This window comes from Streptococcus infantis (assembly GCF_047460405.1).
Lineage (GTDB): Bacteria > Bacillota > Bacilli > Lactobacillales > Streptococcaceae > Streptococcus > Streptococcus infantis_Q.
In genome coordinates this window covers 30,580-56,586 of the sequence record NZ_JASHGH010000008.1, presented here as the reverse complement: position 1 = coordinate 56,586, position 26,007 = coordinate 30,580, and the positions used below count along the sequence as shown (strand labels likewise).

Here is a 26,007-nt window from a genome sequence, read left to right as displayed (position 1 = left end):
AAAAGGAAATAGAAAAATCCTTTTCTATTCCCTTAGTCTTTTATTTTACTTTTCTTGCCAACATGGTCGCAAAGCGTAGTTGGATACGATTTCCGTTTTCATCACGACGGTGCAAATGACCAGGATTTTCATTATACTTCACTAACTCCCAGTCCTGGTAGTAATTTGCTAATTCCCCCTCTTTAAAGGTAAAGGGAAAATTAACTGAACATGGATAATCTTCCGTATCCATGGCACAAACAATCAAATTGTAGCCACCGATAGAGGTTTGTTCCTGCATGTTTCGGATAATAGCAGGAATACGTTCTGCTTGTAAAAACATGAGCACAACCGTTGATACGATAAAATCATAAGTTTGTCCAATGCTAGCTGAATTGATATCGTAGAGACCTACAGGCATTTCTAAATCTTCTTGCTCTACGATACTTTGCAACATTTCAAGGGATAGCTCATTTTGATCTACAGCTGTGACATCAAATCCATGTTGAGCGAGAAAGAGGGCGTTTCTTCCTTGACCACATCCTAGGTCAAGTGCCTTACATGGCTTCACCGTCTGCATAGCTTCTAAAACCTCCGAATGAACTGGATTGCTATTGTATTTCTTTGGGAAATAATCCTCTGGTTTACAATAAAATTCCAGATACCATTCTACATCATCTGTGGCAGCTTCCACTCTGTGCCAAGCTTGAGGTTGCGCCATAGGATTATCGGCACCTGCTTCAAAGAGGTGCTCAGCTATAACTTCCCCCTCCTCAGTCAATTCAATAAACTTAAGAGCCCCTTTTAATACGGTAATCTTGCCCCAGGTTCCGACCTTAGTATTGTGTTTTCTTTGAACAGCTTCTGGCATGGTGTCTTTATTCCAGACAGGCATGCGTTTATAGGCAACTAGTTTTTCCATTTACTTCACTCTTTCTATCGATGGTTAACTGCTTTCATAACACGCGCAATGTCTCGGTCTTGCTCACGACGTTTAATCGACTCACGTTTATCGTAGTCATGTTTTCCTTTAGCAAGTCCTAAAAGAAGCTTGGCATAGCCGTCTTTGATGTAGACTTTAAGTGGAACCAGAGTCATCCCTGTCCCTTTGGTTTCTTGCTCCAATTTCTGGATTTGTTTTTTATGAAGGAGAAGTTTACGACGACGTTCTGGCTCCTGGTTCCAGATGTTGCCCTCCTCATAAGGAGCGATATGGACATTGCTCAGCCAAACTTCCCCATTCTTAACCTGAGCAAACCCATCTTTCAGATTGATGCGGGCTGCTCGAACACTTTTGATTTCTGTACCAGTGAGGACCATTCCTGCTTCAATGGTATCAACAATTGTATAATCGTGGCTTGCTTTCTTATTTTGTGCGACGACCTTTCCCTCGCCCTTTGCCATGCTTAGCTCCTTTCTTTGCTACTTCCTTATAAAAAGGTTTCTTGCTCTTTTTCTTCTTGTCTTTTGATGAATGCTTGCGCTTATCACTTGAGCGACCAGCTTTTCTCTTGTCTTCTTTCTTATCCGAACGACTACCTCTATCCTTGCGGCCAGAGTCTTTCAAACCTTTCTCAATCACATCAAATTCGCTTGGAATAAAGGAGAAATCAATCTCCCCTGTCATCTTATCGGCTCTTTCGACACGAATGCGTATCTGTTGTCCCACACGGAAGGTTGTCCCTGATTTCTCCCCACGAAGAGTCAAATCACGTTCGTTAAAATGATAGAACTCAGGTAAATTAGTAATGTGAATCAAGCCTTCGACTGTATTTGGCAATTCAACAAAAAGACCAAACTTGACGATACTTGAAACGACTGCATCATACTCTTCACCCACAAACTCTTCCATGTATTCAGCTTTTTTCATGGCTTCAACTTCACGCTCTGCCTCAATAGCTCTGCGCTCACGATTTGAAGACTGGGTCGCAATCTCAGGAATTACTTGTTCAAAATGCTCCGCTACTTCCTTAGAACGTCCATAGTCACGAATCATACGATGAACAAGGAGGTCCGGATAACGGCGAATCGGACTGGTAAAGTGAGTGTAATAGTCCGCAGCTAGTCCATAATGACCGTGATTATGCTCAGAATAACGAGCCTGTTGCATAGAACGCAGAAGCATCATAGAGAGAACATCCGCATAAGGCTCACCTTCAACAGCACGCATGATGTCTTGAAGAGCTTCCTGACTAATCTCACTAGCAGTCCCATAAATTCTCAAGCCAAAACTTGAAGCATAATCAATAAATTTCTGAACTTTCTCAGCTTTAGGCTCCTCGTGAATTCGATAAATAAAAGGAAGTTCCAACTTGCTAAAATGCTCAGCAACTGTTTCATTGGCAATCAGCATAAAGGACTCAATCATACGTTCTGCAGTACCGCGATGACGAAGAACAATATCTACTGGTTTCCCTTGCTTGTCAACCAAGATTTTAGCTTCATTGGTATCAAAATTAAGAGCTCCACGCTTAATCCGCATACCTTCAAGAATTTCATGGAGCTTGGCCATGAGTTCGATGCTAGGAACAATTTTCTTATACTCTTGTCTCTTCTCTTCATCACCTTCTAGGATATCATTCACATCACTATAAGTCATACGGAAACTTGTCTTGATAACTGTCTGCGTAATGGTGTAATTACGAACCCGACCATTTTTGTCAATCTCCATAATAGCAGATTGAGTCAAGCGGTCCACTTGAGGATTAAGAGAACAGATGCCATTTGAAAGGCGTTCTGGTAGCATTGGAACTACTCGGTCTGTCACATAGACAGAGGTCGCTCGATTGAGGGCTTCCTTGTCAAGGGCAGAACCCTCTGTTACATAGTATGAAACATCCGCGATATGAACTCCTAGTTCAAAATTTCCATTCTTCAAGTGCTTGATGTGAACTGCGTCGTCCAAGTCCTTAGCATCTGCTCCATCTATGGTAAATGTAATTTCATCTCTCAGGTCCAGACGGCCTTCCATGTCTTTTTGGGATGGAGCATCAGGTACACTTTCTGCTTCTTTAATAACAGCCTCTGGAAATTCTGAGACAATGTCCATTGATTCCAAGACCTCAAGAACGTCAATTCCTGCATCCGTTGAATGTCCCACAACATCTAAAACACTCGCCACAAAGAAGTCGTGTTTCTTACTTGGGTATTTATCGATAAAGACCTTGAGAACTTCTGTCCCTTCTAGTTTGAGAGATGGCTTTTTCACATAAATCGGTTGACTAATCTTTTGATTTTTAGAACGGATATAACCCGCATACTTTGGTTTCTCTTCATCAAGAATAATTTGCCCAACAACTGTTGTTAAACTGTGCTCTAGGATGTCGATAATCTTTGCTTCTGCAGCAGTTCCTTTGTTACGGTCAGCAACTTTCTTGATGACAACTTCAACAGTATCACCATCAATGGCATAATTAACATCACTTTTTCCAACAAAAAGATCGTCTTCTTCGCCTTCAAGACTTACAAAACCGAACCCATTTTTATGGGCATGGAAAATTCCTTTTAGGGTAATCTCATGTTTTTTCTTCTGTTCTAGGGTTAAACTACCATCTTCTTCAAAGCGAATCTGGTGCTTACGTTCCATCAAGGAAAGAGTTTTGATTAACTCACGGAAGTCCTTTGAACCACCCTTCCCGAGAGCACTGGCCAAGTCATTAACTGTGACACTCCCCTTTTCTTGTAAATATTCTTTTATTTTATCTTTCATGTTTACTTTCTAGATTTATAATATTTTCTTTTTGGTGTAAAACCTTCTCAAACATCATTTAATACTCAATAAAAATCAAAGAGCAAACTAGAAAGCTAGGCGAAGGCAGTACTTGAGTACGACAAGCCGACGCTGACGTGGTTTGAATTTGATTTTTGAAGAGTATAAAAATAAAAATAGGCAAAGATCCAGTCCCGCCCATTATTTTCTTATCTACTTGATAATACCGTCAATGCTAAGGCAATGGCTAGCCAGAAAAAGACTAAAATTCCTGTCAAACGTTGCATCACAGCTTCAAAACCGCGCGCTTTGCTACGTTCAAACAAATCACCTGCACTGGCATCAAATACATTGCTAGATTGGTTTTTAGTTGGTTGCATAAAAATTGCAATCACAATCACAACAGATAATACTAATAGAATGGTTAATAATAGGTTATACATATCAAACTCCTTAAAATCCCTATTATTCTACCATAATTTCTACTTAGATTCAAGATGTAGAGTCACTTTTCTTTCTTTAGGACAATACTTTAAGACCTCAATCTTGTCTGGATGGGTTTTGGAGTTCTTACTGGTTAGATAATTGATGCTGCCACAAGAGGAGCATTTGAGATTGATTTTTACTCGCACTAGATTTCCTTCACTTTTAATAATGTTCTAAATTGGATAAGGTTAAATAAACAACTGAGAGCTACACAAAGAGCTGTTGCATAAAATACTGAGTGATAGCCAAATTGTCCCGCTACTGCTGATCCTGCTAAGGGACCTATCACTCCTCCTAGATAAAAGAAGACTTGATTAAAGGCAAATACCCTTGAAATGCCAACTTTAGGGGTCATTTTGCTTAGGAGAGCATTGACACCAGGTATCAGAGCTCCTGTCCCCAAACCAAATAGAAAACGATAGAAGCCTAATTGGAATGGGCTAGTCGCATTTGCACATAATAGATATATGAAAACTGAATATCCCTGAGCTAGGACAAGGAGTCGATGATTGCCCACTTTATCACCTAATTTACCCATGATACCTGCACTCATCATACTTGAAAATCCCATGCTGGATACAATCAAACCAGAGACAAAGAGGAGATTCTCTTTCTGTCCCAGATCTCGTACATACAGGGCAAGGATGGGACCAATAGATTGGGCAGCAAATTGAATCACAAAGCTAGTTAGAAATAGATTTATCAGGAGAAAAGGGTATTTAACAGAAGTAAAGAGCTCTTTTGTAGGCAGTGCTTTTTCTTTTGGCACTGGTTGAAAGTTTTCTTTGATAAAAAGAATGGTTAAGATAGCTGCCAAAAACAGGAAACTACCAACCAATAAAAAGACATTTCGAATTCCAAAAATTTCGGCAATGAAACCACCTACAAATGGACCGGTCAAAGTTCCAGCGACAACACCAGTTGATAAAGTCCCTAGAGCGTATCCCGACCTATCTTTGGGAACTTGACTTGCAATTAAAGCTGTCGCATTAGGTACAAATCCTGTAAAAACTCCATTAAGAAACCGTAAGAACAAGAGCCAGAAAACATTTGGAACAAAGGCCAGACCACCCATAGTGATGGTCATGGCTAGACCTGCTCGTATCATCATAGGTTTTCGACCATACTTGTCTGCCAATATTCCCCAAATTGGTGATACAAAGGCTGCAGAAATGGCTGAGACTGATATAGCTAACCCTGAATAAAAGGCAACTTGATCCCCTTTAATTCCTAATTGTTCCACAAAAATAGGCATGAAAGGGACAACAAGAGAAATGCTGGCTCCCGTTAAAAAGCAACCAAACCAAGCAATACGAAGATTATCCTTCCAACTAATCTCTTGCATGGACATCGCCTCCTTCAAGTAAGGTCACTACTTGACTCAAAAGCTGCTCTCGACTGCCATTATTGTCTAATATATAAGTAGCAAATTTCTTCTTTTCTTCTAAAGGCCACTGTGAAGCTAAACGAGTTTTAGCTGACTCTTGAGATAACTGATCACGGTTCATTAAGCGATCCAGCTGGGTATCTCGCCTTACATAAACTAGCCAAGTTTCATCGAACCATGAAGCATAGTCCTGTTCAAAAAGCAATGGAATATCCATGAAAAATAGGTCCTCAGTCTTAGATAACTTATCTCTCAAAGAGCCTAACTCTTCACGGATAATTTGTCCCTGGGTTTCCTTGGACCATTCTTGCTCTTCAGGATTTGAAAAAATAAGGCTCGCAAGCAAGGGACGATTCAGTTCACCATTTTCAAGAAGGATCTTTTCCCCAAAATGCTCCACTAAAATCTGATAAAGGCGACCACCAGGTTTTTGAAGTTGGTGAACAAGAGTATCCGCATCTACCACTTCAAACCCTTTTTGTCTTAGAAAATTTGTGACAGTGGACTTACCTGACGCAATACCACCAGTGATTCCGATTATTTTTCGCATCAGTCCCTCCTTTGACACTGAGGACAAAAATGGGTTCCACGACCACCGAGTTGAATTTTTTCGATGATGGCTCCACAGCGAGAACATGCCTCTCCAGTCTTATCATAGACCTGATGAAAATCCTGCATGGTTCCATCTTCCCCAAAGGCATTGGTATAGGTCCGAATGGTTGAGCCACCTTTTTCAACAGCCTGTCCCAATACAGCAATGGTCTGGTCATGAATGGCTGTCGCTTCTGCTGCTGTCAAAGTCTGGGAAGGTCTAGCCGGATGAACCTGAGCTCGCCAGAGAACCTCATCCACATAGATATTGCCAAGTCCAGCTACCAAAGTCTGGTCTAGGAGATGGGATTTGATAGGCTTTTTAGATTTCTTCAGGGCACCTATAAAATTCTCTAAATCAAAGTCCTGGTCTGTAGGTTCAGGACCTAATTTTTTAAAAAGAAAGTAGGCTTCCAAAAGGTCAGGCGCCAAGAGTTCCATAGTACCAAACTTGCGAACATCCTCATAAACAAGCGTGCCACTATCCTCAAATTGGAAGAAAACATGGGCATGCTTTCGTTCAGGAACCTGGTCTGGATAATAAAAATACTTGCCTTCCATTCGCAGATGGGAAATCAAGACCTTATCTGTCAGGTAGAAAAGCAGATACTTGCCACGGCGTCCCATCGATTGAATTTCTTGACCAGGCACTTCATTTTGAAACTCGTCCAAATCTGTCTTTATCATCTTAGGATAACGAATATCAATGGTTGTAATCTTCTTCCCCAGAATCAATTTTTCAAGACCTCGTCGAACCGTTTCGACTTCAGGTAATTCAGGCATAGCTTCTCCTTCTCTAAAAACAAGAAGCAGGCTACTGCCCACCTCTTCTTAATATTCTTTTTCGTTATAGCCAAAGTCAGCCAAATCTAGCTTCTTATCTCGCCAGTTTTTCTTAACCTTGACCCAAGTTTCTAGGAAAACCTTGTCCCCTAGCATAAGCTCGATATCACGACGGGCCATAGTCCCAATCTTCTTGAGCATAGCACCACCTTTACCGATGACAATCCCTTTTTGGCTGTCACGCTCCACCATGATGGTTGCTCGGATATGAACTTTATCAGTTTCCTCATCTCGTTTCATAGAGTCCACCACTACTGCAACTGAGTGTGGAATTTCTTCACGAGTTAAGTGTAAGACCTTTTCACGAATCATCTCAGAAACCAAGAAACGCTCTGGATGGTCTGTGATTTGATCGGATGGGAAATATTGGAAACCTTCTTCAAGATTTTCACTGAGGATATCTACCAAGCGAGAGACATTATTGCCTTGAAGGGCTGAAATAGGAACAATTTCCTTAAAGTCCATCTGATTACGGAAATCATCGATTTGAGCCAAGAGCTGGTCTGGATGAACCTTGTCAATTTTATTGACCACCAAAATTACAGGAACCTTAGCAGCCTTGAGTCGTTCGATAATCATGTCATCACCCTTACCACGTGGCTCGTCTGCAGGAACCATAAAAAGAACAGTATCTACTTCACGAAGGGTGCTATAGGCTGACTCTACCATAAAATCTCCGAGTGCTGTCTTAGGCTTGTGAATTCCAGGAGTATCGATAAAGACGATTTGCTCCTTATCAGTGGTGTAAATCCCCATGATCTTATTGCGCGTTGTCTGCGCCTTATCACTCATGATAGCAATCTTTTGCCCCATAACGTGATTTAAAAACGTTGACTTCCCTACATTTGGACGTCCTAAAATGGCTACAAAGCCTGATTTAAATGTCATAATTTCCTCTTACTGTTTAAAATAATAAATCCCAAATCCGTGGGAGAAAGATGAGTGCACCTGTCAAAGCGGCAAAAAGTGAGACTACGAGCACGGCACCAGCTGCCATGTCTTTAGCTTTCTTTGCCAACATAGAAAAGTGATAGTGACTAGCCAAATCTACTACATTTTCAATAGCTGAATTAATAATCTCAAAAGCTACTACCATGAAAATGCTCAAAAGCAGAAATAACCATTCGATTCGTGACACCTGAAAAACAAAACCTGCAAGGACAACTACAAGAGCTGTTGCTGCATGCTTTCTCATATTACGTTCTTCCTTAATCGCAGTAAAAATCCCTGTAATGGCAAATTCTAAACTGGAGATTAGGTCACGATTTTTCCATTTTCGTTTATTGTCTTGTGAGTCCATAGGCTGTCAAAATTTCTTCTTGTAAACCGAACATCTCCGCTTCTTCCTCGGGAGTGTAGTGATCATAGCCGTTAATGTGTAAAAAGCCGTGCACTGCCAAGAAGCCCATTTCACGTTCAAAACTATGACCGTACTCCTCAGCTTGCTCATGTGCCTTATCAATAGAAATGAAAAGCTCACCGATATAAGCATCAAATTCTGACATCATATCTGCCAAGTCGGGATCATTTTCCAGATCTTCCTCATCAAAGGCAATCTCTAACTCCGGCTTATATTCAAGACTGATAACATCTGTTGGACGATCGGTATCACGAAACTCTAGATTGAGTTCATGGCTTCGTTCGTTGGTCACAAATGTGACCGCCATTTCCTTGTCTTCTTTTCCAATTTTTTTTGCAGCAAATTCTAAAATTTCCTGTGTTTGTTCTAAAATTTCTTTTGAAACTTGTCCAGTTTCATCTACCATTTCAATATACATGTGCTTCTCGATTCTCTTTACTTGGCTTTATTATATCACATTTCTATGATTTTATTCTACCTTTTTGATATAATACTATGGAATACATTCACGAGGAGAGAACCATGTCATTTGATGGATTTTTTTTACACCACATGGTTGAGGAATTGCGAACTGAACTACTCAATGGTCGCATCCAAAAGATAAATCAACCCTTTGACCAAGAACTGGTCTTGCAAATCCGTAGCAATCGTAAAAGTCATCGTTTGCTCCTGTCTGCCCATCCAGTTTTTGGTCGCATCCAGTTAACAGAGTCTACCTTTGAAAACCCTGCTCAGCCATCTACTTTTATTATGGTATTGAGAAAGTACCTTCAAGGAGCAGTTATCGAGTCAATCGAGCAGATTGAGAACGACCGTATTGTGGAAATCACAGTTTCCAATAAAAACGAGATTGGGGACCATATCCAGGCCACACTCATCATCGAAATTATGGGGAAACACAGCAATATTCTCCTTGTAGATAAGTCTAGTCACAAAATTCTTGAAGTTATCAAGCATATCGGTTTCTCTCAAAATAGCTACCGTACCTTATTACCTGGTGCTACTTATATTGCTCCTCCAGGCACAGAGGCTCTCAATCCTTTTACCATCAAGGATGAAAAATTGTTTGAGATTCTACAAACTCAAGAACTAACTGCCAAAAATCTCCAGAGTCTCTTTCAAGGTATAGGGCGAGATACGGCAAACGAATTGGAAAAATTATTAACGAATGATAAACTATCCAATTTCCGAAGCTTTTTTAAGCAAGAAACCAAACCTTGCTTAACAGACAAGTCTTTCTCTTGTGTGCCTTTTTCTAGCAAAACAACGGAGAATTTTGATAGCCTTTCTCAATTACTTGATGTCTATTACAAGGATAAGGCAGAGCGTGATCGAGTTAAGCAGCAAGCTAGCGAACTCATTCGCCGAGTTGAAAATGAGCTACAAAAAAATCGTCAAAAACTTAAAAAACAAGAAAAAGAACTCCTTGCTACTGAAAATGCAGAGGAATTTCGTCAAAAAGGTGAATTGCTAACGACTTTTCTTAATCAAGTTCCCAATGACCAAGATCAGGTCATTTTGGACAATTACTACACCAATCAACCTATCACGATTGCACTTGATAAAGCTTTAACACCAAACCAAAATGCTCAACGTTACTTCAAGCGTTATCAGAAATTAAAAGAAGCTGTTAAATACCTGACTGAACTAATCGAAGAAACCAAGGCTACTATTCTTTACCTAGAAAGCGTAGAGACAGTTCTCAACCAGGCTGGACTAGATGAAATTGCTGAAATTCGTGAGGAATTAATTCAAACAGGATTTATCCGCAGAAGACAAAGAGAAAAAATCCAGAAACGACAGAAACCTGAGCAGTATCTAGCTAGTGATGGAAAAACAATCATCTATGTGGGGCGCAATAACTTACAAAACGAGGAATTGACCTTTAAAATGGCCCGTAAAGAAGAACTCTGGTTCCATGCTAAGGACATCCCTGGAAGTCACGTTGTTATCACTGCCAATCTCAATCCTACTGACGAAGTTAAGACAGATGCGGCAGAGCTAGCTGCTTACTTTTCAAAAGGCCGTCTCTCTAACCTCGTTCAGGTAGATATGATTGAGGTCAAAAAACTCAATAAGCCCACAGGTGGTAAACCAGGATTTGTGACTTATACTGGACAAAAGACTCTCCGTGTCACACCTGACCCTGAGAAAATTCAATCCATGAAAGTAAAATAAGGACTTTTAACCTGAAGGCTGTCAACATTTTAGATTTTTAAAAAAAGGAGGTAAGCTCAATGCTACGGCATATCAAGTCTATTTTAACCATTATATTCGGAGCTGCCATCTATGCCTTCGGACTCACGTATTTCGTTGTGCCCCACCACTTATTCGAGGGGGGAGCAACTGGGATCACCTTGATTACCTATTATCTCTTTAACATTCCCATCTCTTTGATGAACCTGTTAATCAATATCCCGCTCTTTATTCTAGCCTGGAAAATATTTGGTTCAAAGACTCTGTACACAAGTTTGCTCGGAACCATTTCCTTATCCATTTGGTTAGCAATCTTTGAAAAGATTCCTCTCCACTTTAATCTTGAAGGAGATTTGGTTATCGTTGCCTTGGTTGCGGGTGTTCTTTTAGGACTTGGTCTAGGTATTATCTTCAATGCTGGTGGTACCACTGGAGGGACAGATATCGTTGCTCGAATCCTGAACAAGTACACCAATATCTCCGTAGGGAAATTACTCTTTGCACTAGACTTCCTCATCTTAATGCTCATTTTAATTATCTTCCAAGACCTTCGTCTCGTTACTTATACACTTCTATTTGACTTCATCGTTTCAAGAGTTATTGACTTGATTGGTGAAGGCGGATATGCTGGAAAAGGTTTTATGATTATCACTCAAAAGCCTATGGAAGTGGCAGATAAAATCAATGAAGAGTTAAGTCGAGGTGTCACCTTCATATCTGGACAAGGTTACTACAGTCAAAAAGATTTAAAAATTATCTACTGTATCGTAGCAAGAAATGAAATGATTAAGATGAAAGAATTGATTCATACGATTGATCCTAAAGCCTTTATCACCATCACTGAAGCTCACGAAATTCTTGGAGAAGGCTTCACCTTTGTAAAAGAAGAAACTTCATAACATCTAGATATCAAAAATGAGGCTGGGACAAAAGTCCTAGCCTCTCAATTGTCTTTGGATTGTCGAACAAGACGCAGTGGTTGAGTGGGCTCTACTTCGCTGATTTTATCAGCTTTTACAACCCTACTCAACTGTGCGGAGGTGGGACGACGAAATCGAATTCTAACGAATTACCGATTTCTGTCCCACTCTCATTTTTTTGATGATAAAAACGGAAGAATTAAATCTTCCGTTTCACAAATCATTATTTTTCAGCTGTCAATGCTGCCATAGTGATGTAGTTGTATGGTTTATTGAAGTGTGGCAAGAAGAATAGGTCTGTCAAGGCCAATTTTTCAATTGTAACGTGTTCTTGGATAGCAAGTGAGAACATGTGGATTCCCATAGCGATTCCAGGATCACGTGATACCATTTGAGCACCAAGGATTTCACGGCTATCTTTGTCGAAGACAATCTTGATAGCTACTTCATGGTTGTCATGTTTCATAAATTCTGGTTTTTGAAGATCGTTGAAGCCAGTTTCAGTTGCATTGTAGCCTGCAGCTTTTGCTTTTTCAAGAGTCAAACCAGTTGAAACCATGTGAAGACCGTAGATAGAGATACCGTTTGATCCTTGAACACCGATTCCTTCAAGTTCATGTCCACAAGCGTTGTAAGCACCTACGATACCAGTACGAACTGCGTTTGATGCAAGAGCGATGTAGCTAGTGTCTTTACGAGCGTTATCATAAACAGTCGCACAGTCACCCACAGCAAATACACCTGGGATAGATGTTTCTTGTTTTTTGTTAACAAGGAAAGCACCGTTGCGGAAGAGTTCAATCTTACCATCAGCAAGAGCTGTGTTAGGACGGAAACCAACTGCAAGGATAACCATATCAACGTCAAAGCTTTCTTTGTCAGTGATCAAGCGTTCAACTTTACCATCACCTTCGATAGCTTTTACAGTTTGACCAAGTGCCAAGCGGATGTTGTGGTCTTCCAAGTTTTTAGCCATCAATTGAGTGAAGTCTTTGTCGTAGTATCCGTTCAAGACTGTATCTACGATATCAACAAGAACAACTTCTTTTCCAAGACGTTCGAATGCTTCAGCAAGCTCAACACCAATGTATCCACCACCAACAACAGCGATACGGTTAAGATTTTGGCTCTTATCTGCAAGTTTGTTGATAACTTCTTCAGCGTTTTGATACAATTTAACGAATTGTACATTTTCAAGAGTAGCTTTGAACTCACGGTTACCTTTAACAATTTCAACACCTTCAATTGGTGGCAAGATTGGTGTAGAACCAGTTGCAAAGATCAATTTTTCGTATGATTCTTTGTGTTCTTTTCCTTCAACTTCTGCAGTAACAACTTTGTTATCGTAGTCGATTGAAAGTACAGGTGAGTTCATGTAAATTTTCGCACCTTTAGCTTCAAGCGTTTCTTTATCAGAGTAGAACAAGCCTTCAGGACCGTCGATTTGCTCACCGATCCAAAGAGCCATTCCACATCCAAGGAATGAAATATTTGAGTTTTGGTCAAATACAACGATCTCGTTTTCGTTTCCAAAGTTGTCCAACATAGTGTTGATACATGCAGTTCCAGCGTGGTTAGCACCCACAACTACGATTTTACTCATAAGATAAATCCTACCTTTAATTTTTATTTACCCCTCTAGTATATCATTATCTGTGAGCGTTTACAAGCTTTTTACTTATTTTCCCTTATTTTTGAAAAGATTGAAAACATATATCATCTTATTTTCAGCGTTTTCAAATTTTATTTTAAGGGAATTTAGTTTATTTGAGCATATTTCTTGACTTTTTTTAAAAAATAAATTGTGAAAACGCTGACTTTATGATATTCTATTTACATGGGGATAAAATATAAATCTTTACATCACTTTCATGATAGGATTTACAACTATTTCCAATTGACTTGAAAGGAGTTGGTTTTTTGCCTCTTAGTTCATCTTCTGAACGACTAATGGGAACTACGATTACCATTTCCTTAGTACACGAGCAGGCTGATAGTCTGCTCAGTCAAGCTTTTGATTTGCTAAAGGAGCTTGAATTTCGCTTCAACGCCAATAGTTCTGAATCGGAATTGATGGAAATCAACCATCAGGCTGGAATAGCTCCAGTCAAGGTTCACCCTGATTTATTTGAACTGATTTCATTAGGTTTAGACCATAGTCTAGCACCTGGAAGTCATCTCAATATCAGTATCGGTCCCTTGGTTCAAACCTGGCGTATTGGTTTTTCCGATGCGAAAGTTGCTAGTCCTGAAGAAATTGCTTCCGTTTTACCATTGATAGACCCTCGCTTGATCAAACTCGATTCAATGAATTCAACTGTTTTCCTTGAAAAAAAGGGGATGAAAATTGACTTAGGTTGTTTAGCAAAGGGCTATAGCGCAGATAAGGTTGCTACTTTCTTAAAAGAAAATGGTGTCACTTCTGCTCTTATCAATCTAGGAGGAAATATCCTTACCATTGGTAATAACCAAGCCAGAAATGGACAACCTTGGCAAATTGGTATTCAAGACCCTAATCATCCACGTGGTAATCACCTGATGACCTTATCTATTACTGGAAAGTCAGTTGTTACATCTGGAATTTATGAACGGCATCTTGAAATCGATGGAAAGGATTATCATCACATTTTCGATAGTGAAACGGGCTATCCTATTGAAACGGATTTGGCTAGTTTAACGATTATATCTGACCGCTCAGTTGATGGTGAGATATGGACCACACGATTGTTTGGCCAACGTAGCGCTTCTATCATGTGGCAAATCGAAAATATCGATGGAATCGAAGCCATCCTTATTGATAAAGATGGACATATCGCTTGTTCATCCGGTATCTAAAGATAAATAATAAATAATGCAAAAAGAGAAAGGAAAGCTCATGCTAAAACTTATTGCTATTGTAGGAACTAACTCTAAACGTTCCACAAACCGCCAACTGCTTCAATATATGCAAAAACACTTTGCTGATAAAGCAGAAATCGAATTGGTAGAAATTAAAGATCTTCCAGTTTTCAACAAACCTGCAGATAAACTTATTCCTGCAGAAGCCTTGGAAATCGCTGCAAAAATCGAAGCAGCTGATGGTGTGATTATCGGTACTCCTGAATATGATCACTCAATTCCTGCCGTTCTTATGAGCGCTCTTGCTTGGATTTCTTATGGAGTATTTCCACTCCTTAACAAACCAGTGATGATCACAGGCGCTTCATACGGTACACTCGGTTCTTCACGTGCTCAATTGCAACTCCGTCAAATCTTGAATGCACCAGAAATTAAAGCAAATGTTCTCCCAGATGAGTTCTTGCTCTCTCATTCTCTTCAATCATTCGATAAGAATGGTGACTTGGTAGATCTTGATGTCATCAAGAAATTGGATGCCATCTTTGATGACTTCCGTATCTTTGTTAAAGTGACTGAAAAATTGCGTAACGCACAAGAACTTCTTCGTAAAGATGCAGAAGAATTTGACTGGGAAAATTTGTAAGATAGGAGATTGAAAGAATGAAATTTGTTGGACTTGTTGGATCAAACTACGACCAATCATATAACCGCAAACTCTTGGAATTCATCCGTCGTAACTTCAAACTGAAATTTGAATTAGAAGTTCTTGAAATCGATGAAGTTCCAATGTTTAACCAAGACGAAAAATGGGACGAAAGCTTCCAATTACGCCTTCTTTACAATAAAATTACTCGTGCTGATGGTGTGATTATTGCTACTCCTGAGCACAACCATACAATTTCTGCTTCACTCAAGTCAGTTCTTGAATGGCTTTCATATGAAGTACATCCATTCGAAAACAAACCAGTTATGATTGTGGGTGCTTCATACTACGATCAAGGAACTTCACGTGCTCAAGTTCACCTTCGTAAAATTCTTGATGCACCAGGAGTAAATGCCTACACATTACCAGGTAATGAATTCCTTCTTGGAAAAGCCAAAGAAGCTTTTGATGCAAACGGAAACATTATCAACGAAGGAACTGTTAAATTCCTTGAAACTTGCTTAGATAACTTTGTCAAATACGTGGGAGTCGTTTCTAAATTGAAAAAACCAAAACCAATTGAACCAGAAGACTTGGATTGTGGAAAACCAATCACTACAACTATTACAGAAGTTGACCCTGATGATCCAGAATGGGTAGAAAAAGTTGCAGAAATTACAGGTGCTGTATCTGGGGATACATACGTTAAACTTGACCATGGTATCCTTACAGTTAACCAAATTGATATGTTCTTGAAAGCTATGCCATTTGAATTGACATATGCTGACGATAATAACCAATTCCTCTACTACAACAATGCTCACCAAGATCCTGATACAATGTTTGCAAAACGTGTACCATCTCAATCTGGTAGCCGTATGTCAACAGTTCATGGATCACTTCCACCTGCACGTATGAAAAACGTTGAGTGGGTTATTGGAACTCTTAGAAACGGTAACCAAGAATACGTACGTACAATTGTTCCTGGTTCACCTGCTGGTGTTATCAATACTCACAACTACCAAGCAATGTACTATCCTGACGGATCATATGCTGGTATCAATGAAATTGTCTTTAACTTCCAACCATGGCTTGACTGGTACTTGAAAGAAACAGGTCAACGCTTGGTAGGAGGAAGCGGTCCGTTTGCTCCTGCTGCTGGAGGTCACGGAGATGCCGATGCTACTTCTGGTGCTTCTGACTCAGCTGACGGAGGCCATGGAGATGCCGATGCTACTTCTGGGGCAAGTAACTAAAATCTAATACTAAAGGAACCTCTCTTGGTTCCTTTTTTTTAAAACAAATACTCGGTTAGCATAGGCTAACCGAGTATTTAATTTATTCAACTTATGAATTTGGATCGTCAAGACTACGACCATGCAAACCCTTTTCACGTTGTACCTGACGAAGTTTTTCAGGAGTCACATCATTCCCATCTTCATCTACGATTTTGATTCCTTCAATGTGATGACGAACTGAACGACGATAGCCTTCAATATATTCCTCACGAAGTTTAGCTTGTTCTACTTTTTCTTCTGCAGTCAAGCCTTCTGTTTTTTTCTTTTTCGCAAGCTCATTAATACGAGCGATTTTTTCTGGTGTCATATTTGGACCTCCAATCTACTTTTTAATTTTATTTTGTATTAAGAAGATTAAAAGCAGCTACTATTTTTGCTTTATTGACAAGTTCAGCTAGAATAGCCAAACGATTATTCTTAACATCAATATCCTCTGCCATAACCATGGTATTGTCAAAGAATGCATCAATAACTGGACTAAGAGCAAATAGTTGTGTTAATTTATCGCTTGCTGAACCTTTCAATTCTAAGCTTTCTACAGCTTGAGCTAGTTCTCTTTCTTGTTCATTTTCAAAGAGACTAGTATCAACTTTGACTGAGCCTTCTGCTTTTTCTGCTAGGTTAAAGGCACGAGATAATGATTCAACTGATGATTTATAGTTTTCAGTTTTTGCAGCTTCAGTTAAGGCTTCTGCTGCTTCAATCATATCTGCAACAACAAAGTTTGAACTTGCAAGAACAGCTTCCTTAATATCTTTTACAGTAGAACCCATCATCTTATCAACACGAGCTTTGATGAAGTTAAGCACTTCTTCTTGGTTATCGTAAGTTAGGCTATCAAATGATAAAGCATAAAGACTCGCAATCAACTCGTCCATTGGAATATTCCATCCAAAGTCCTCTAAGATTCGAACAATCCCTTGTGTTGCACGACGAAGGGCATAAGGGTCGTTTGAACCAGATGGAATCAAACCAACAGAGAAGAAAGATAAGAGAGTATCTAATTTATCAGCTAGTGCAAGTATTGCTCCAACTTTAGATTCAGGAAGAGCACTGTCTGCAGAATCTGGAAGATAGTGCTCACGAATAGCTTGTGCCACTGCTGCGTTCTCACCAGCGAGAAGAGCATATTTCTCACCCATGATCCCTTGAAGTTCATCAAATTCACCAACCATACCAGTCAAGAGGTCAAACTTATAAATAGCTGCAGCACGAGCAAGATCAATAGTTTCATCAACTGATAAACCTGCTTTTTCTGCCAAAAGGACAGCAATTTGTCCAGTACGAATCATGTGTTCACGTAATGAACCAATCTTTTCATGGAAGGTTACATGTGATAATTTAGCTACAAGATCTTCAATCTTCAATTTTTGGTCTTCACGCCAGAAAAATTCACCATCTTCAAGACGCGCAACTAAGACTTTCTCATTTCCTCGGATAACATTATCCAAATACTCTGCATTTCCGTTACGAACAGAAATAAAGTTTGGTTTTAGATTTCCATCAAGGTCTCGAACTACAAAGTAGCGTTGATGAGTCTCCATTGAAGTGACCAAAACCTCTTCTGGAACCTCTAGGTACTTAGGATCAAAATTCCCCATGAAGGCAGTTGGGTATTCAACCAAATTCAGAACTTCATTCAAGAGTCCTTCATCAATTTGTACTTGAACACCTTCTTCAGCTTCAATAGCCTTAATTTGCTCACGAATCATATTTTCGCGTTCAGTGCTATCAGCAATAACATAAACTTTGCGCAGGTCTTCTTCATAGCTGTCAGCATGCTGAATTTCTACTTCATGACCAAGGAAACGATGTCCACGACTGACTCTTCCTGAATGAATATCTAGGAAATCCATATCGAGTGCCACATCATCCAAAAGAACTGTCAATGTATGGACCGGACGGATATATTCAAAGGTATTGTTTGCCCAGTGCATACTTACTGGGAAACTTAAGCTAGCCAATACTTCTGGAATTCCAGCCAAAACTTCCTCAGCTGGTTTTCCAGCTTCATGCTTAGTCACGTAGACATATTCTTCACCCTTAATTTCACGGAATTCGATATCATCTACAGTCAAGCCTTTACCACGGACAAACCCTTGCGCTGCTTTAGAGAAGTTTCCTTCTGCATCCAAAGCAATTTTTTTAGAAGGTCCTTTAAAATCTTCAGTCAAATCCGTTTGTTGGTCTGCCAAGCCAAGTACGCGAACAGCCAATCGACGTGGAGTTGAAAAAGTTTGAATTCCTTCGTATGAAAGGCGGTTATTATCCAAAAAGGCTGCCATTTTTTCACCTAGTTGTTTTTCACTTGGTGTGACAACGTAGGCTGGTAACTCTTCGAGTCCTAGTTCTACTAATAAATTTTTTGCCATGTTTTTTCCCTTACAAAATTTCTTCTTTTTGATAGGCACCTTAGGTACTGGGGACGTTGCTAACTAACTTTGTGAGTCTGTGGGGAAATCTTCTGTCTTCTTGACAAAGATTTCCAACAGTCTCATCAAAGTGGATTTAGGCAACTGATTTTTGAACCCAAAGTTTCAAAAATCCCCAGATACCAGTACGGCGGTGCCTATCCCTTTAGCAAGTCTTCGACTTGCCTCTGGGTGCCATACGGGCTCACTTTGTTCGCCCTTTTTCTATTCTTGTAACTGTTTTTATTCTTCCTCTTCTGCTAAGAGTTTTGCACGTGTTGCTTCATCAAGAAGTGGGTATCCAAGTTTCTTGCGTTCTGCGACGAAGGTCTTGGCTACAACACGAGCCAAGTTACGAATACGAGCGATATAACCAGCACGTTCTGTAACGGATACTGCTCCACGAGCATCAAGCAAGTTGAAGGTGTGTGAACATTTCAAAACGTAGTCATAGGCAGGGTGAACAAGACCCAATTCCAAAGCACGTCCTGCTTCTTTTTCAAATTTCTCAAAATTTTCAAGCAACATATCTTGATCTGAAACTTCAAAGCTGTATTTTGAATGCTCATATTCTGGTTGAAGGAAGATTTCTCCGTATTTAACGCCTGGAGCCCACTCAATATCATAAACAGAGTCTACTTCTTGGATATAAGAAGCTAAACGTTCCAAACCATAAGTAACCTCGGCTGTAACAGGACCAGTTGCCAAGCCACCGACTTGTTGGAAGTAAGTGAACTGAGTGATTTCCATACCGTCAAGCCAAACTTCCCAACCAAGACCTGCTGATCCAGTTGATGGGTTTTCCCAGTTATCTTCAACGAAACGAATATCGTGTTCCAAAGGATTGATACCCAATTTTTCCAATGACTCTAGGTAGAGCTCTTGAATGTTTGATGGTGATGGTTTCATCACCACTTGGAATTGATGGTGTTGGTAAAGACGGTTTGGATTTTCCCCGTAACGACCGTCTGCTGGACGACGTGATGGCTCTACGTAAGCCGCATTCCATGGTTCAGGACCAATGGCACGAAGGAAAGTGTACGGACTCATGGTTCCCGCACCCTTTTCATTGTCATAAGCCTGCATGAGCATACAACCCTGGTCATTCCAGTATTGTTGCAAAGTAAGGATAATTTCCTGGAAAGTCAATTTTTTGGACATATTTTACTCCTTTATTATAATTTCTTGCGACCTAGAGTACAAAAAGAACCGTGTCTTTGCTCCTAAGTCAAGTGACCTAGGGGCGTCAGAAACGCGGTTCCACCCTAATTTATTACTTCATTATTTTTTAAAATTTACCAAAAGCGCCACACTCATCTCTCAATCACCTGACTCTCACTACCACAGGCTCGCTTGGGATTTACTGATAAGATATTCTTTCTTGTCGTCTATTATAACAAAAAGAAATGAAAAAGTAAAATTATTTTATCATCACTCTTATATTTTTCTCAGTATTAATTCTTACTAATCTTTCCAATTCTTTAGAATATTATCAATCGCATTCACCGATCGTATTCCTGAAACTAAAAGTACAAACCGCAATGACACATTTCTATAAGAAGAGCTGATAAAAATACACAATAATAATTTATTGACGATATGATCTTCTACTTTCTAGAAGCATTTCTAAATACTTCTTCCTTATTGAAGAACGATGATTAAATTGGTAAAAGAGGTAGCTAAGGAATCAATATCTAAAAAGTCAAATCCACTAATATACTGGATTGCATAAAAGAGCAGTAAAATATCGATTTTTTCAGTATTTCCAGTGTAGAGGGAAGAATTTCTTTTCCATGCTACTGAGAAATTACTTATAGCATAGATGGCAATCGGATATCCATTTTTGTGACTGGCAAGATATCTCCTTTAGTACCTGAGCCAATAGTTGTCATTTCATAATTATTAAAATTGTATTGAAAGATTCCCTGCCAATATGTTGGTTTCCACAAATGGTCACACCTTTCTTCTTCATCATAAATCGAGTCCTGATATGGTCCTTTTGCGACAACTCTTTTCTTTTTTGAAATGGATTCGAGTTTTCTCAATAAAAAATTTCTTTATCACTTGTACGTAGATGATAAGGCCCCTCTTCTTGAACGATTTCAAACCTATCCATCCAATTTTCGTCATATGTCGATTTTGACTGAAGGACCAGTCCTTCTGTGTCTATTGACATATTAAAGAAATCAAAAACTCTTTTGGAACAAAGCTGACTTCATTGTTTGATCGTCAACCTTCAAGTCAGATTCTCACTAAGTCTTAACTAAATCATTTCAAAAAATGAGAGAATCTCCTAGTTCAACTATTAATCATTATCAAAACTAAACCTTCCAAAAGAAGTTCTGTTCACTTACCAAAACCTTAGAGACTTGAATATCTTGGCATACAATGTCAATTAACATACTTGATAAAGTAATTGTAGCTTGCATCATATTGTTTTTCTCGACGATAAGTCTAATATCATGCACAGTGTGAGACATGAGATTTTCAAAAGGAATATCCTTCATATTGAAATTTCTTGTACCAGTCTCAGTTTTCCAACATGTCCAACCAGCGTCCGTCTCATAGTTTACCTTAAAGCAACGGTAGAAAACAATCTCCCAGCAATACTGATCCGATTGTCCATTTTCAACTTCAATATAGAGTCTACATTCATCTCCAAAAAATGAAGCTCTAAAGTCTAATGCATAGGCGTCCCAGTAGTTCGTACCCTCAATCTCTTCCTCTAGCTTTAAAATGTCCACTAGTCTCTCCCCTTCAATTTTTTAATTAAAATCTAAAAAATGTATACATCTATAGAATAAACGAGAAACGCTTGCTAAATCATTACATTTCTAGTTTGTTCATCATGTAATATTACTGCCCTTTTATAGTCTTTTGAAAAAATTCTAGGCAAATGATTTCTAAAATGCTTTAGATTTTCCAATTGAGTTTTGACATAAAATTGACATCGATGGAGCCCCTCGTCATTATCTGCTACTTCCATATCCACTTCAATATTTAACTCTTCTTTTTCATTAATAGGTGCAAAAGTAAAAACAAAATAACCACTTCCACCAACCCTATCATCTCCAAAAATGATCTTTCTTGCTAGATTAGGATTTTCTATATAGTCATCCATGGTCAGTAATACCTTCGTCATCTCATCCTCAAAGAGATAGCATACTTGATAAATTGTTAGAAACTTTGTTTCACAAGTAAGCCTAACTTCGCAAAAATTTTCCGATTCATCGAACCACTCACTTCGTAGTACTATATTATCCAATTTCTTCCCTCCTCTACACAATGACATATAACACATCACTCTATATTATAAAATTTAACAATAAAAATATGACCATAGATAGGTTATTCAGCCTTTAGCATTTAAACAAATGGTTTCCATGATAGTTTAATAAGTCAGATTTTATTTACGGCTGTATTCAAAATGATGACATTTCAAAAATCTACAAAATCAGTTTATTTTTTTTACACCTTAGAGTTATATGAAATAATAAAAATCGGAGTTTCAATAATTTGAATGGTTCATTGGATTTAAAAAATTCTTAGAAAATCCTTCTTCAGATACTTTTTACAACTACATTTTTACCTTCCTCAAGTGCGAATCTAAAACAAGTTAACATGACTTCAAATAAATCACTGCCTGAACTAGTTATAAAATATTGAGATAAATTTGTGATATGGGAAGCAATTTGATTTCCCCAAGGAGGAGTGACTGACAAATCTTCAAAATCCCATATGATGTCGTGAGGTGGAAATTTTTTCAACTCTTCTTGAATAGATAACAACTCTGCTATTCCACTCTCAATATCTTCCAAAGGAATATCGCCAAAATAAAGTTTATTCATGATAACGGGATACTTACTTCCCCAGTCATTATTCTCTAACTGAACATAAATAGTCGAAAAGAATGAATTAAAAAAGCTCCCTTCTCCTACTGTCCACCAATTATAACCTACCATTAAGCCTACAGACATAAAATCCACCTCCAAATTATTCTTATATATTACGTCTACACAACATAAGTCCTATTATTGTTAATAAAATCATCTGTCTATTGCAGGTTAGCAAATGCTATCCCCTTTTTTCTATCTATTATACACTATCTCTAGCAAATTGTCTTTCCAATCTTTATGGTCGAGATCAAACTTTTATACATCTATGCTTTAATTGTCAATATCCTATTCAATCTTTAATTTCCTTTGATTTCCTAGTAGACCACTTTACCAGATAAGTAAGATTGTTGATTACTTTAGTCGTGTCTGACTAATTTATCTCTTAAACTTCCTCTAATATTCTTAACTGTAACCAATGGCATCGTACTAGTAATTTTAAAGATTATATGGAATTTTTACTCGGATTTTAAAACTATCTGATATTCCTTTAAATCCCATAATGAGATATTGGCGAACATCAGTAAAAATAATAGAAACGGAATTATTCCTAATATAATAAAAGAATCAACTTCATCTGTTATCTTAATAGAATAAACACACCATAAGAGTAGAAATAAGAGGATGAAATAACTCATTATTTTACCAACTGCCATTTTCCAGTTAGCAGGGGACATTTTGACAAGCACACAGGGTCGACCTTCATAGTCGAGTGAAAGTCTTTTTTTATGAGAATATTGAAATCTAAACCCCAACACGAAGAATAAGATTATAAATAATAAACCGAATTTCGATACTGCTGCTACATTTGGAAGTTCAGGTAATAAAGCCTTAACTAAATACCTCCTTAATAGTGTCGTACCGGAAATAATACATAAAGTTGCTCCTACAAACTGATATGGTTTTATATCAGAATAAGTTGAAGAAAGCAATGTCTTGTATTCTTCAGGCTCTATACAATAACATTTATGAGCTCTAAAAAAAGAAAACAATGGAAAGAAAAACAATAAAATACTAGCATCACAATCCAATAAGTAGTACTTGCTATTCCATTCAAAAACACGATATCTTACATTTTTATACAAGCTGTTTATAAGTACCAACTGCACTTTCACCTCCGTCCTAAGCGCTTTTTAGGATCAAATAATGAGGCAGTCCCATTATCTATTTTACTTCCCAGACAATCAAGTCCGTCGTCAAGGCAAGCAATATTGTGATTATATTTTACAATAGTTACCACATCATCTATCATAGCCAAAACAAAACAAAATCCTATCGACTGATGTTCTTTAGAAACGACTATCACTCTATCTTCCTATCTATCATTACTGGGCATAATCCCTACTTTTTTAGCTCAATAGATTCACTAGCCATCTATTCTTTTTAGTAGAAACTCTGTAAAATTGCTAGCATAGTATTCTCCATCTCTAAAAACTGCTAACTCATCGGTCAAACTTTCCTGTTTTTGAAAATAAAACATGGCATCTTCCCCTTCACAGATGACTAATTGTTCAGAGTTACTAAACCCTTCTTCTCGGTTCAATTCATTTATGTAAACAATATCCCCGCCTACAACTCTATCAAAATCTAATCCATAGATACTGAAAATTTCTTCTCCGTAAATTTCTCCACCCATGTAGTTTTTAAGCCACCATTTATAGCTTTCAGGAAAAATAAAATGTAATCTTTCTTCAGCTTTTGTAATCCATTCATCAGAAATCCCCTCTCCAAACGGCCCAAAGTCCACACCATCAGTAGAAGCAATCTTCTTTTTTAATTCATCAATCATAATTCACCTATATTTATTTAAATTTTTTAAACTATTAGTAGTTGTCTAACCTGTCTAGCTATTATCTTCCTCACAGAAATGTTTATATTTCTATCATATCAAACAATTAGTATTAATCTAGCAGATATACATTGAATGTTTTTCTTTTTCCATCAACTATATATCTTTCAACATCTTCTTCCCACCATGAAACTGTATCAGATAATATTTCTAAAAAAGTATTTTTAGAGTTTGCATCCTTGATAAAAAGATCATTTGAATTATTAAGAAAAATATTAATCCTCTCTGAATGTATATAATTAGAACGCTGAAGTCGATCAGATAATGCATCCCAATTACCATCTTGGAGATCATTAATATTAAAACTTTTGGCTAATATCTCTATCGCATCTCTTTCACTTTGTACTTTTTTTCCATCAATATTTAGATTGAAATCATTAGAGCACTTAACCATTAAATAGTTTTTCTCTAACTTTGATATTTTTCTATAAACATTCACTTAAAGTTCTTCTCCTAAACTGTTTAAAAAAATTTTTAAAGTTCGTACTACTTTCATTTTTCAATCCAAGACCCCGTAACTCTAGTAGTTCTTGTTGACCTTTCTCCATCCCCATTCAAGCATTACTTTATACATTTTGGGCATAATCTAATGGTTTACATTTGATAAAAGAATGAGCTTCTAGTAATAACTTAACCATTCTTAAACTCTTACTAATACCTTCATCAACCTTGATATGCTTATCAATATGTATATCAATAAAGTTTTTGGCTGTTAGGATTTGTTGGGGTATTGGGTTAATTTTCTAAAGTAGGCAAGTCCTTTACTAAGACCACCACTCTTTTACAATTTGTGCAGTCTTAAGTAGCGCCCTCATAAACTAATAAATAGGCATTGTAATTCAAAGTATTTATAACCTTATAACTCGATAAAATAGATTGGGCAAGCCCCATAAATCCACCATTTAAAACTTGATAAACAAAATGATTTTCGGGATGGATAGTAGTTATATCTAACTCATATTCCGATTCAATTGAACGTAAATCCAGTCCTTCATCAATCAATCTAAAAGCAACATAATCGTCACATTTTATAAGTTTATCACTAATTTTAAAATAGAGTTCACTATCATTGGTTAAACTAGCTTCTACATAATATAAACCTTCCTCAATGTTTCCTACTTCACTTATTTTCAAGGGGACGCCCGATATTTTTTGCTCTTCAGTAGCTGTTTTTTCAAATTTAAATGTCAAGGAAACATTTATGAGTATTTCCATCATACCTTTATTAGAAAGGAAAACATAATGATTAAAATCATCAGCTGACCATATACCACAAGATCGATAACTAACTTCTTTCGATAATTTACTATCAAAAACTTGGTAGATTCCATAGCCATCAAGTTCATATTCTTTATTATATAGTTCACTATACTTTTTACTAACAAACGATAGATACTTAATATAATTAACTGATAAATTGAATGTCTGGGTTCCATCAAATATCTGAACTATATCTGCATCTTGGGTTTCATGAGCAATCTGAAAGGCAAAATCCATGTACTCTGAAGAAATCGTATCCGTAAATAATTTTATTACTCTACACACTTTCATACCTCAATATCTCATTTTTATATCTCAATCATCAATTCGCTAGATTATCTGAT

27 protein-coding genes are annotated in these 26,007 nt (G+C 37.9%); 5 read left to right on the top strand and 22 right to left on the bottom strand.

The window, feature by feature from the left end:
• Positions 1–40: 40 nt before the first annotated feature.
• The 11 genes from tehB to ybeY all read right to left on the bottom strand — a co-directional run bounded on the left by tehB (position 41) and on the right by ybeY (position 8,773).
• The gene (gene tehB, locus QM928_RS05100) at positions 41–901 is read right to left on the bottom strand and encodes an SAM-dependent methyltransferase TehB (RefSeq protein ID WP_075231647.1); all 861 of its coding nucleotides are present in this window, start codon (positions 899–901) and stop codon (positions 41–43) included.
• Between the two features lie 14 nt (positions 902–915).
• Positions 916–1,383 carry an SsrA-binding protein SmpB gene (gene smpB / locus QM928_RS05095; protein WP_153224728.1) on the bottom strand — a complete coding sequence of 156 codons (468 nt, stop codon included), beginning with the start codon at positions 1,381–1,383 and terminating at the stop codon, positions 916–918.
• Positions 1,346–3,688, bottom strand: coding sequence for a ribonuclease R (rnr, locus tag QM928_RS05090; protein ID WP_414294668.1), 2,343 nt, complete (start codon positions 3,686–3,688; stop codon positions 1,346–1,348). The genes smpB and rnr overlap by 38 nt, the downstream gene beginning before the upstream one ends.
• 209 nt (positions 3,689–3,897) lie before the next feature.
• Positions 3,898–4,131, bottom strand: coding sequence for a preprotein translocase subunit SecG (gene secG, locus QM928_RS05085; protein ID WP_000282514.1), 234 nt, complete (start codon positions 4,129–4,131; stop codon positions 3,898–3,900).
• Between the two features lie 39 nt (positions 4,132–4,170).
• Entirely contained in the window at positions 4,171–4,320 is a 150-nt protein-coding gene (gene rpmG / locus QM928_RS05080; RefSeq protein ID WP_001809104.1) for a 50S ribosomal protein L33, read from the bottom strand.
• On the bottom strand, positions 4,320–5,519 hold the full coding sequence (locus tag QM928_RS05075; RefSeq protein ID WP_414294667.1) for a multidrug efflux MFS transporter: 1,200 nt from the start codon (positions 5,517–5,519) through the stop codon (positions 4,320–4,322). Before QM928_RS05075 ends, rpmG begins: the two co-directional genes overlap by 1 nt.
• Positions 5,506–6,111: a dephospho-CoA kinase gene (coaE, locus tag QM928_RS05070; protein WP_414294666.1), complete on the bottom strand. Its 606-nt coding sequence runs from the start codon at positions 6,109–6,111 to the stop codon at positions 5,506–5,508. The genes QM928_RS05075 and coaE overlap by 14 nt, the downstream gene beginning before the upstream one ends.
• The gene (gene mutM / locus QM928_RS05065) at positions 6,111–6,935 is read right to left on the bottom strand and encodes a DNA-formamidopyrimidine glycosylase (protein WP_414294664.1); all 825 of its coding nucleotides are present in this window, start codon (positions 6,933–6,935) and stop codon (positions 6,111–6,113) included. Before mutM ends, coaE begins: the two co-directional genes overlap by 1 nt.
• A 48-nt stretch (positions 6,936–6,983) precedes the next feature.
• Positions 6,984–7,883 carry a GTPase Era gene (gene era / locus QM928_RS05060; RefSeq protein ID WP_414294663.1) on the bottom strand — a complete coding sequence of 300 codons (900 nt, stop codon included), beginning with the start codon at positions 7,881–7,883 and terminating at the stop codon, positions 6,984–6,986.
• Between the two features lie 16 nt (positions 7,884–7,899).
• Entirely contained in the window at positions 7,900–8,295 is a 396-nt protein-coding gene (locus QM928_RS05055; protein WP_075231657.1) for a diacylglycerol kinase family protein, read from the bottom strand.
• The gene (gene ybeY / locus QM928_RS05050) at positions 8,276–8,773 is read right to left on the bottom strand and encodes an rRNA maturation RNase YbeY (protein ID WP_000275150.1); all 498 of its coding nucleotides are present in this window, start codon (positions 8,771–8,773) and stop codon (positions 8,276–8,278) included. Before ybeY ends, QM928_RS05055 begins: the two co-directional genes overlap by 20 nt.
• 104 nt (positions 8,774–8,877) lie before the next feature.
• On the opposite strand from ybeY, the gene QM928_RS05045 reads away from it, so the two are divergent.
• Both QM928_RS05045 and QM928_RS05040 read left to right on the top strand, forming a co-directional pair.
• Entirely contained in the window at positions 8,878–10,533 is a 1,656-nt protein-coding gene (locus QM928_RS05045; protein ID WP_414294662.1) for an NFACT family protein, read from the top strand.
• Between the two features lie 59 nt (positions 10,534–10,592).
• Entirely contained in the window at positions 10,593–11,450 is an 858-nt protein-coding gene (locus tag QM928_RS05040) for a YitT family protein (RefSeq protein WP_414294661.1), read from the top strand.
• A 244-nt stretch (positions 11,451–11,694) separates the two neighbouring features.
• Here the strand turns inward: QM928_RS05040 and nox are convergent, their stop codons facing one another.
• On the bottom strand, positions 11,695–13,074 hold the full coding sequence (nox, locus tag QM928_RS05035) for a H2O-forming NADH oxidase (protein ID WP_248034176.1): 1,380 nt from the start codon (positions 13,072–13,074) through the stop codon (positions 11,695–11,697).
• 317 nt (positions 13,075–13,391) lie between these two features.
• Here nox and QM928_RS05030 point away from each other — a divergent pair, with 317 nt between their 5' ends.
• From QM928_RS05030 to QM928_RS05020, 3 genes are read left to right on the top strand one after another with little or no spacing between them, the layout of a single operon-like run.
• Entirely contained in the window at positions 13,392–14,306 is a 915-nt protein-coding gene (locus tag QM928_RS05030; protein WP_414294660.1) for an FAD:protein FMN transferase, read from the top strand.
• Between the two features lie 40 nt (positions 14,307–14,346).
• Complete coding sequence (locus tag QM928_RS05025; protein ID WP_315639243.1) at positions 14,347–14,952, top strand: NADPH-dependent FMN reductase; 606 nt, start codon at positions 14,347–14,349, stop codon at positions 14,950–14,952.
• Between the two features lie 17 nt (positions 14,953–14,969).
• Positions 14,970–16,208 (top strand): NAD(P)H-dependent oxidoreductase, encoded by a 1,239-nt coding sequence (locus QM928_RS05020; RefSeq protein ID WP_414294659.1) that lies wholly within the window; start codon positions 14,970–14,972, stop codon positions 16,206–16,208.
• Between the two features lie 91 nt (positions 16,209–16,299).
• Here the strand turns inward: QM928_RS05020 and QM928_RS05015 are convergent, their stop codons facing one another.
• The 10 genes from QM928_RS05015 to QM928_RS04970 form a co-directional block, all read right to left on the bottom strand.
• A complete protein-coding gene (locus QM928_RS05015; protein WP_000187071.1) occupies positions 16,300–16,557 on the bottom strand; it encodes a DUF896 family protein in 258 nt (85 codons plus the stop codon).
• A gap of 28 nt (positions 16,558–16,585) precedes the next feature.
• A complete protein-coding gene (gene glyS / locus QM928_RS05010; RefSeq protein WP_414294658.1) occupies positions 16,586–18,622 on the bottom strand; it encodes a glycine--tRNA ligase subunit beta in 2,037 nt (678 codons plus the stop codon).
• A gap of 282 nt (positions 18,623–18,904) precedes the next feature.
• Positions 18,905–19,822 carry a glycine--tRNA ligase subunit alpha gene (gene glyQ / locus QM928_RS05005; RefSeq protein ID WP_000038760.1) on the bottom strand — a complete coding sequence of 306 codons (918 nt, stop codon included), beginning with the start codon at positions 19,820–19,822 and terminating at the stop codon, positions 18,905–18,907.
• Positions 19,823–20,982: 1,160 nt separating this feature from the next.
• Positions 20,983–21,405: a hypothetical protein gene (locus tag QM928_RS05000; RefSeq protein ID WP_414294657.1), complete on the bottom strand. Its 423-nt coding sequence runs from the start codon at positions 21,403–21,405 to the stop codon at positions 20,983–20,985.
• 74 nt (positions 21,406–21,479) lie between these two features.
• Positions 21,480–21,926: a hypothetical protein gene (locus QM928_RS04995; protein ID WP_083301285.1), complete on the bottom strand. Its 447-nt coding sequence runs from the start codon at positions 21,924–21,926 to the stop codon at positions 21,480–21,482.
• 295 nt (positions 21,927–22,221) lie between these two features.
• Complete coding sequence (locus QM928_RS04990; protein WP_311522366.1) at positions 22,222–22,638, bottom strand: immunity 70 family protein; 417 nt, start codon at positions 22,636–22,638, stop codon at positions 22,222–22,224.
• Between the two features lie 374 nt (positions 22,639–23,012).
• Positions 23,013–23,663 carry a DUF443 family protein gene (locus QM928_RS04985; protein WP_414294656.1) on the bottom strand — a complete coding sequence of 217 codons (651 nt, stop codon included), beginning with the start codon at positions 23,661–23,663 and terminating at the stop codon, positions 23,013–23,015.
• Positions 23,664–23,920: 257 nt separating this feature from the next.
• Positions 23,921–24,343 (bottom strand): SMI1/KNR4 family protein, encoded by a 423-nt coding sequence (locus QM928_RS04980; RefSeq protein WP_414294655.1) that lies wholly within the window; start codon positions 24,341–24,343, stop codon positions 23,921–23,923.
• A gap of 112 nt (positions 24,344–24,455) precedes the next feature.
• Entirely contained in the window at positions 24,456–24,842 is a 387-nt protein-coding gene (locus tag QM928_RS04975; RefSeq protein ID WP_414294654.1) for a barstar family protein, read from the bottom strand.
• A 359-nt stretch (positions 24,843–25,201) separates the two neighbouring features.
• Positions 25,202–25,954, bottom strand: a complete 753-nt coding sequence (locus QM928_RS04970; RefSeq protein ID WP_414294653.1) for a hypothetical protein — start codon at positions 25,952–25,954, stop codon at positions 25,202–25,204.
• Positions 25,955–26,007 lie beyond the last annotated feature (53 nt).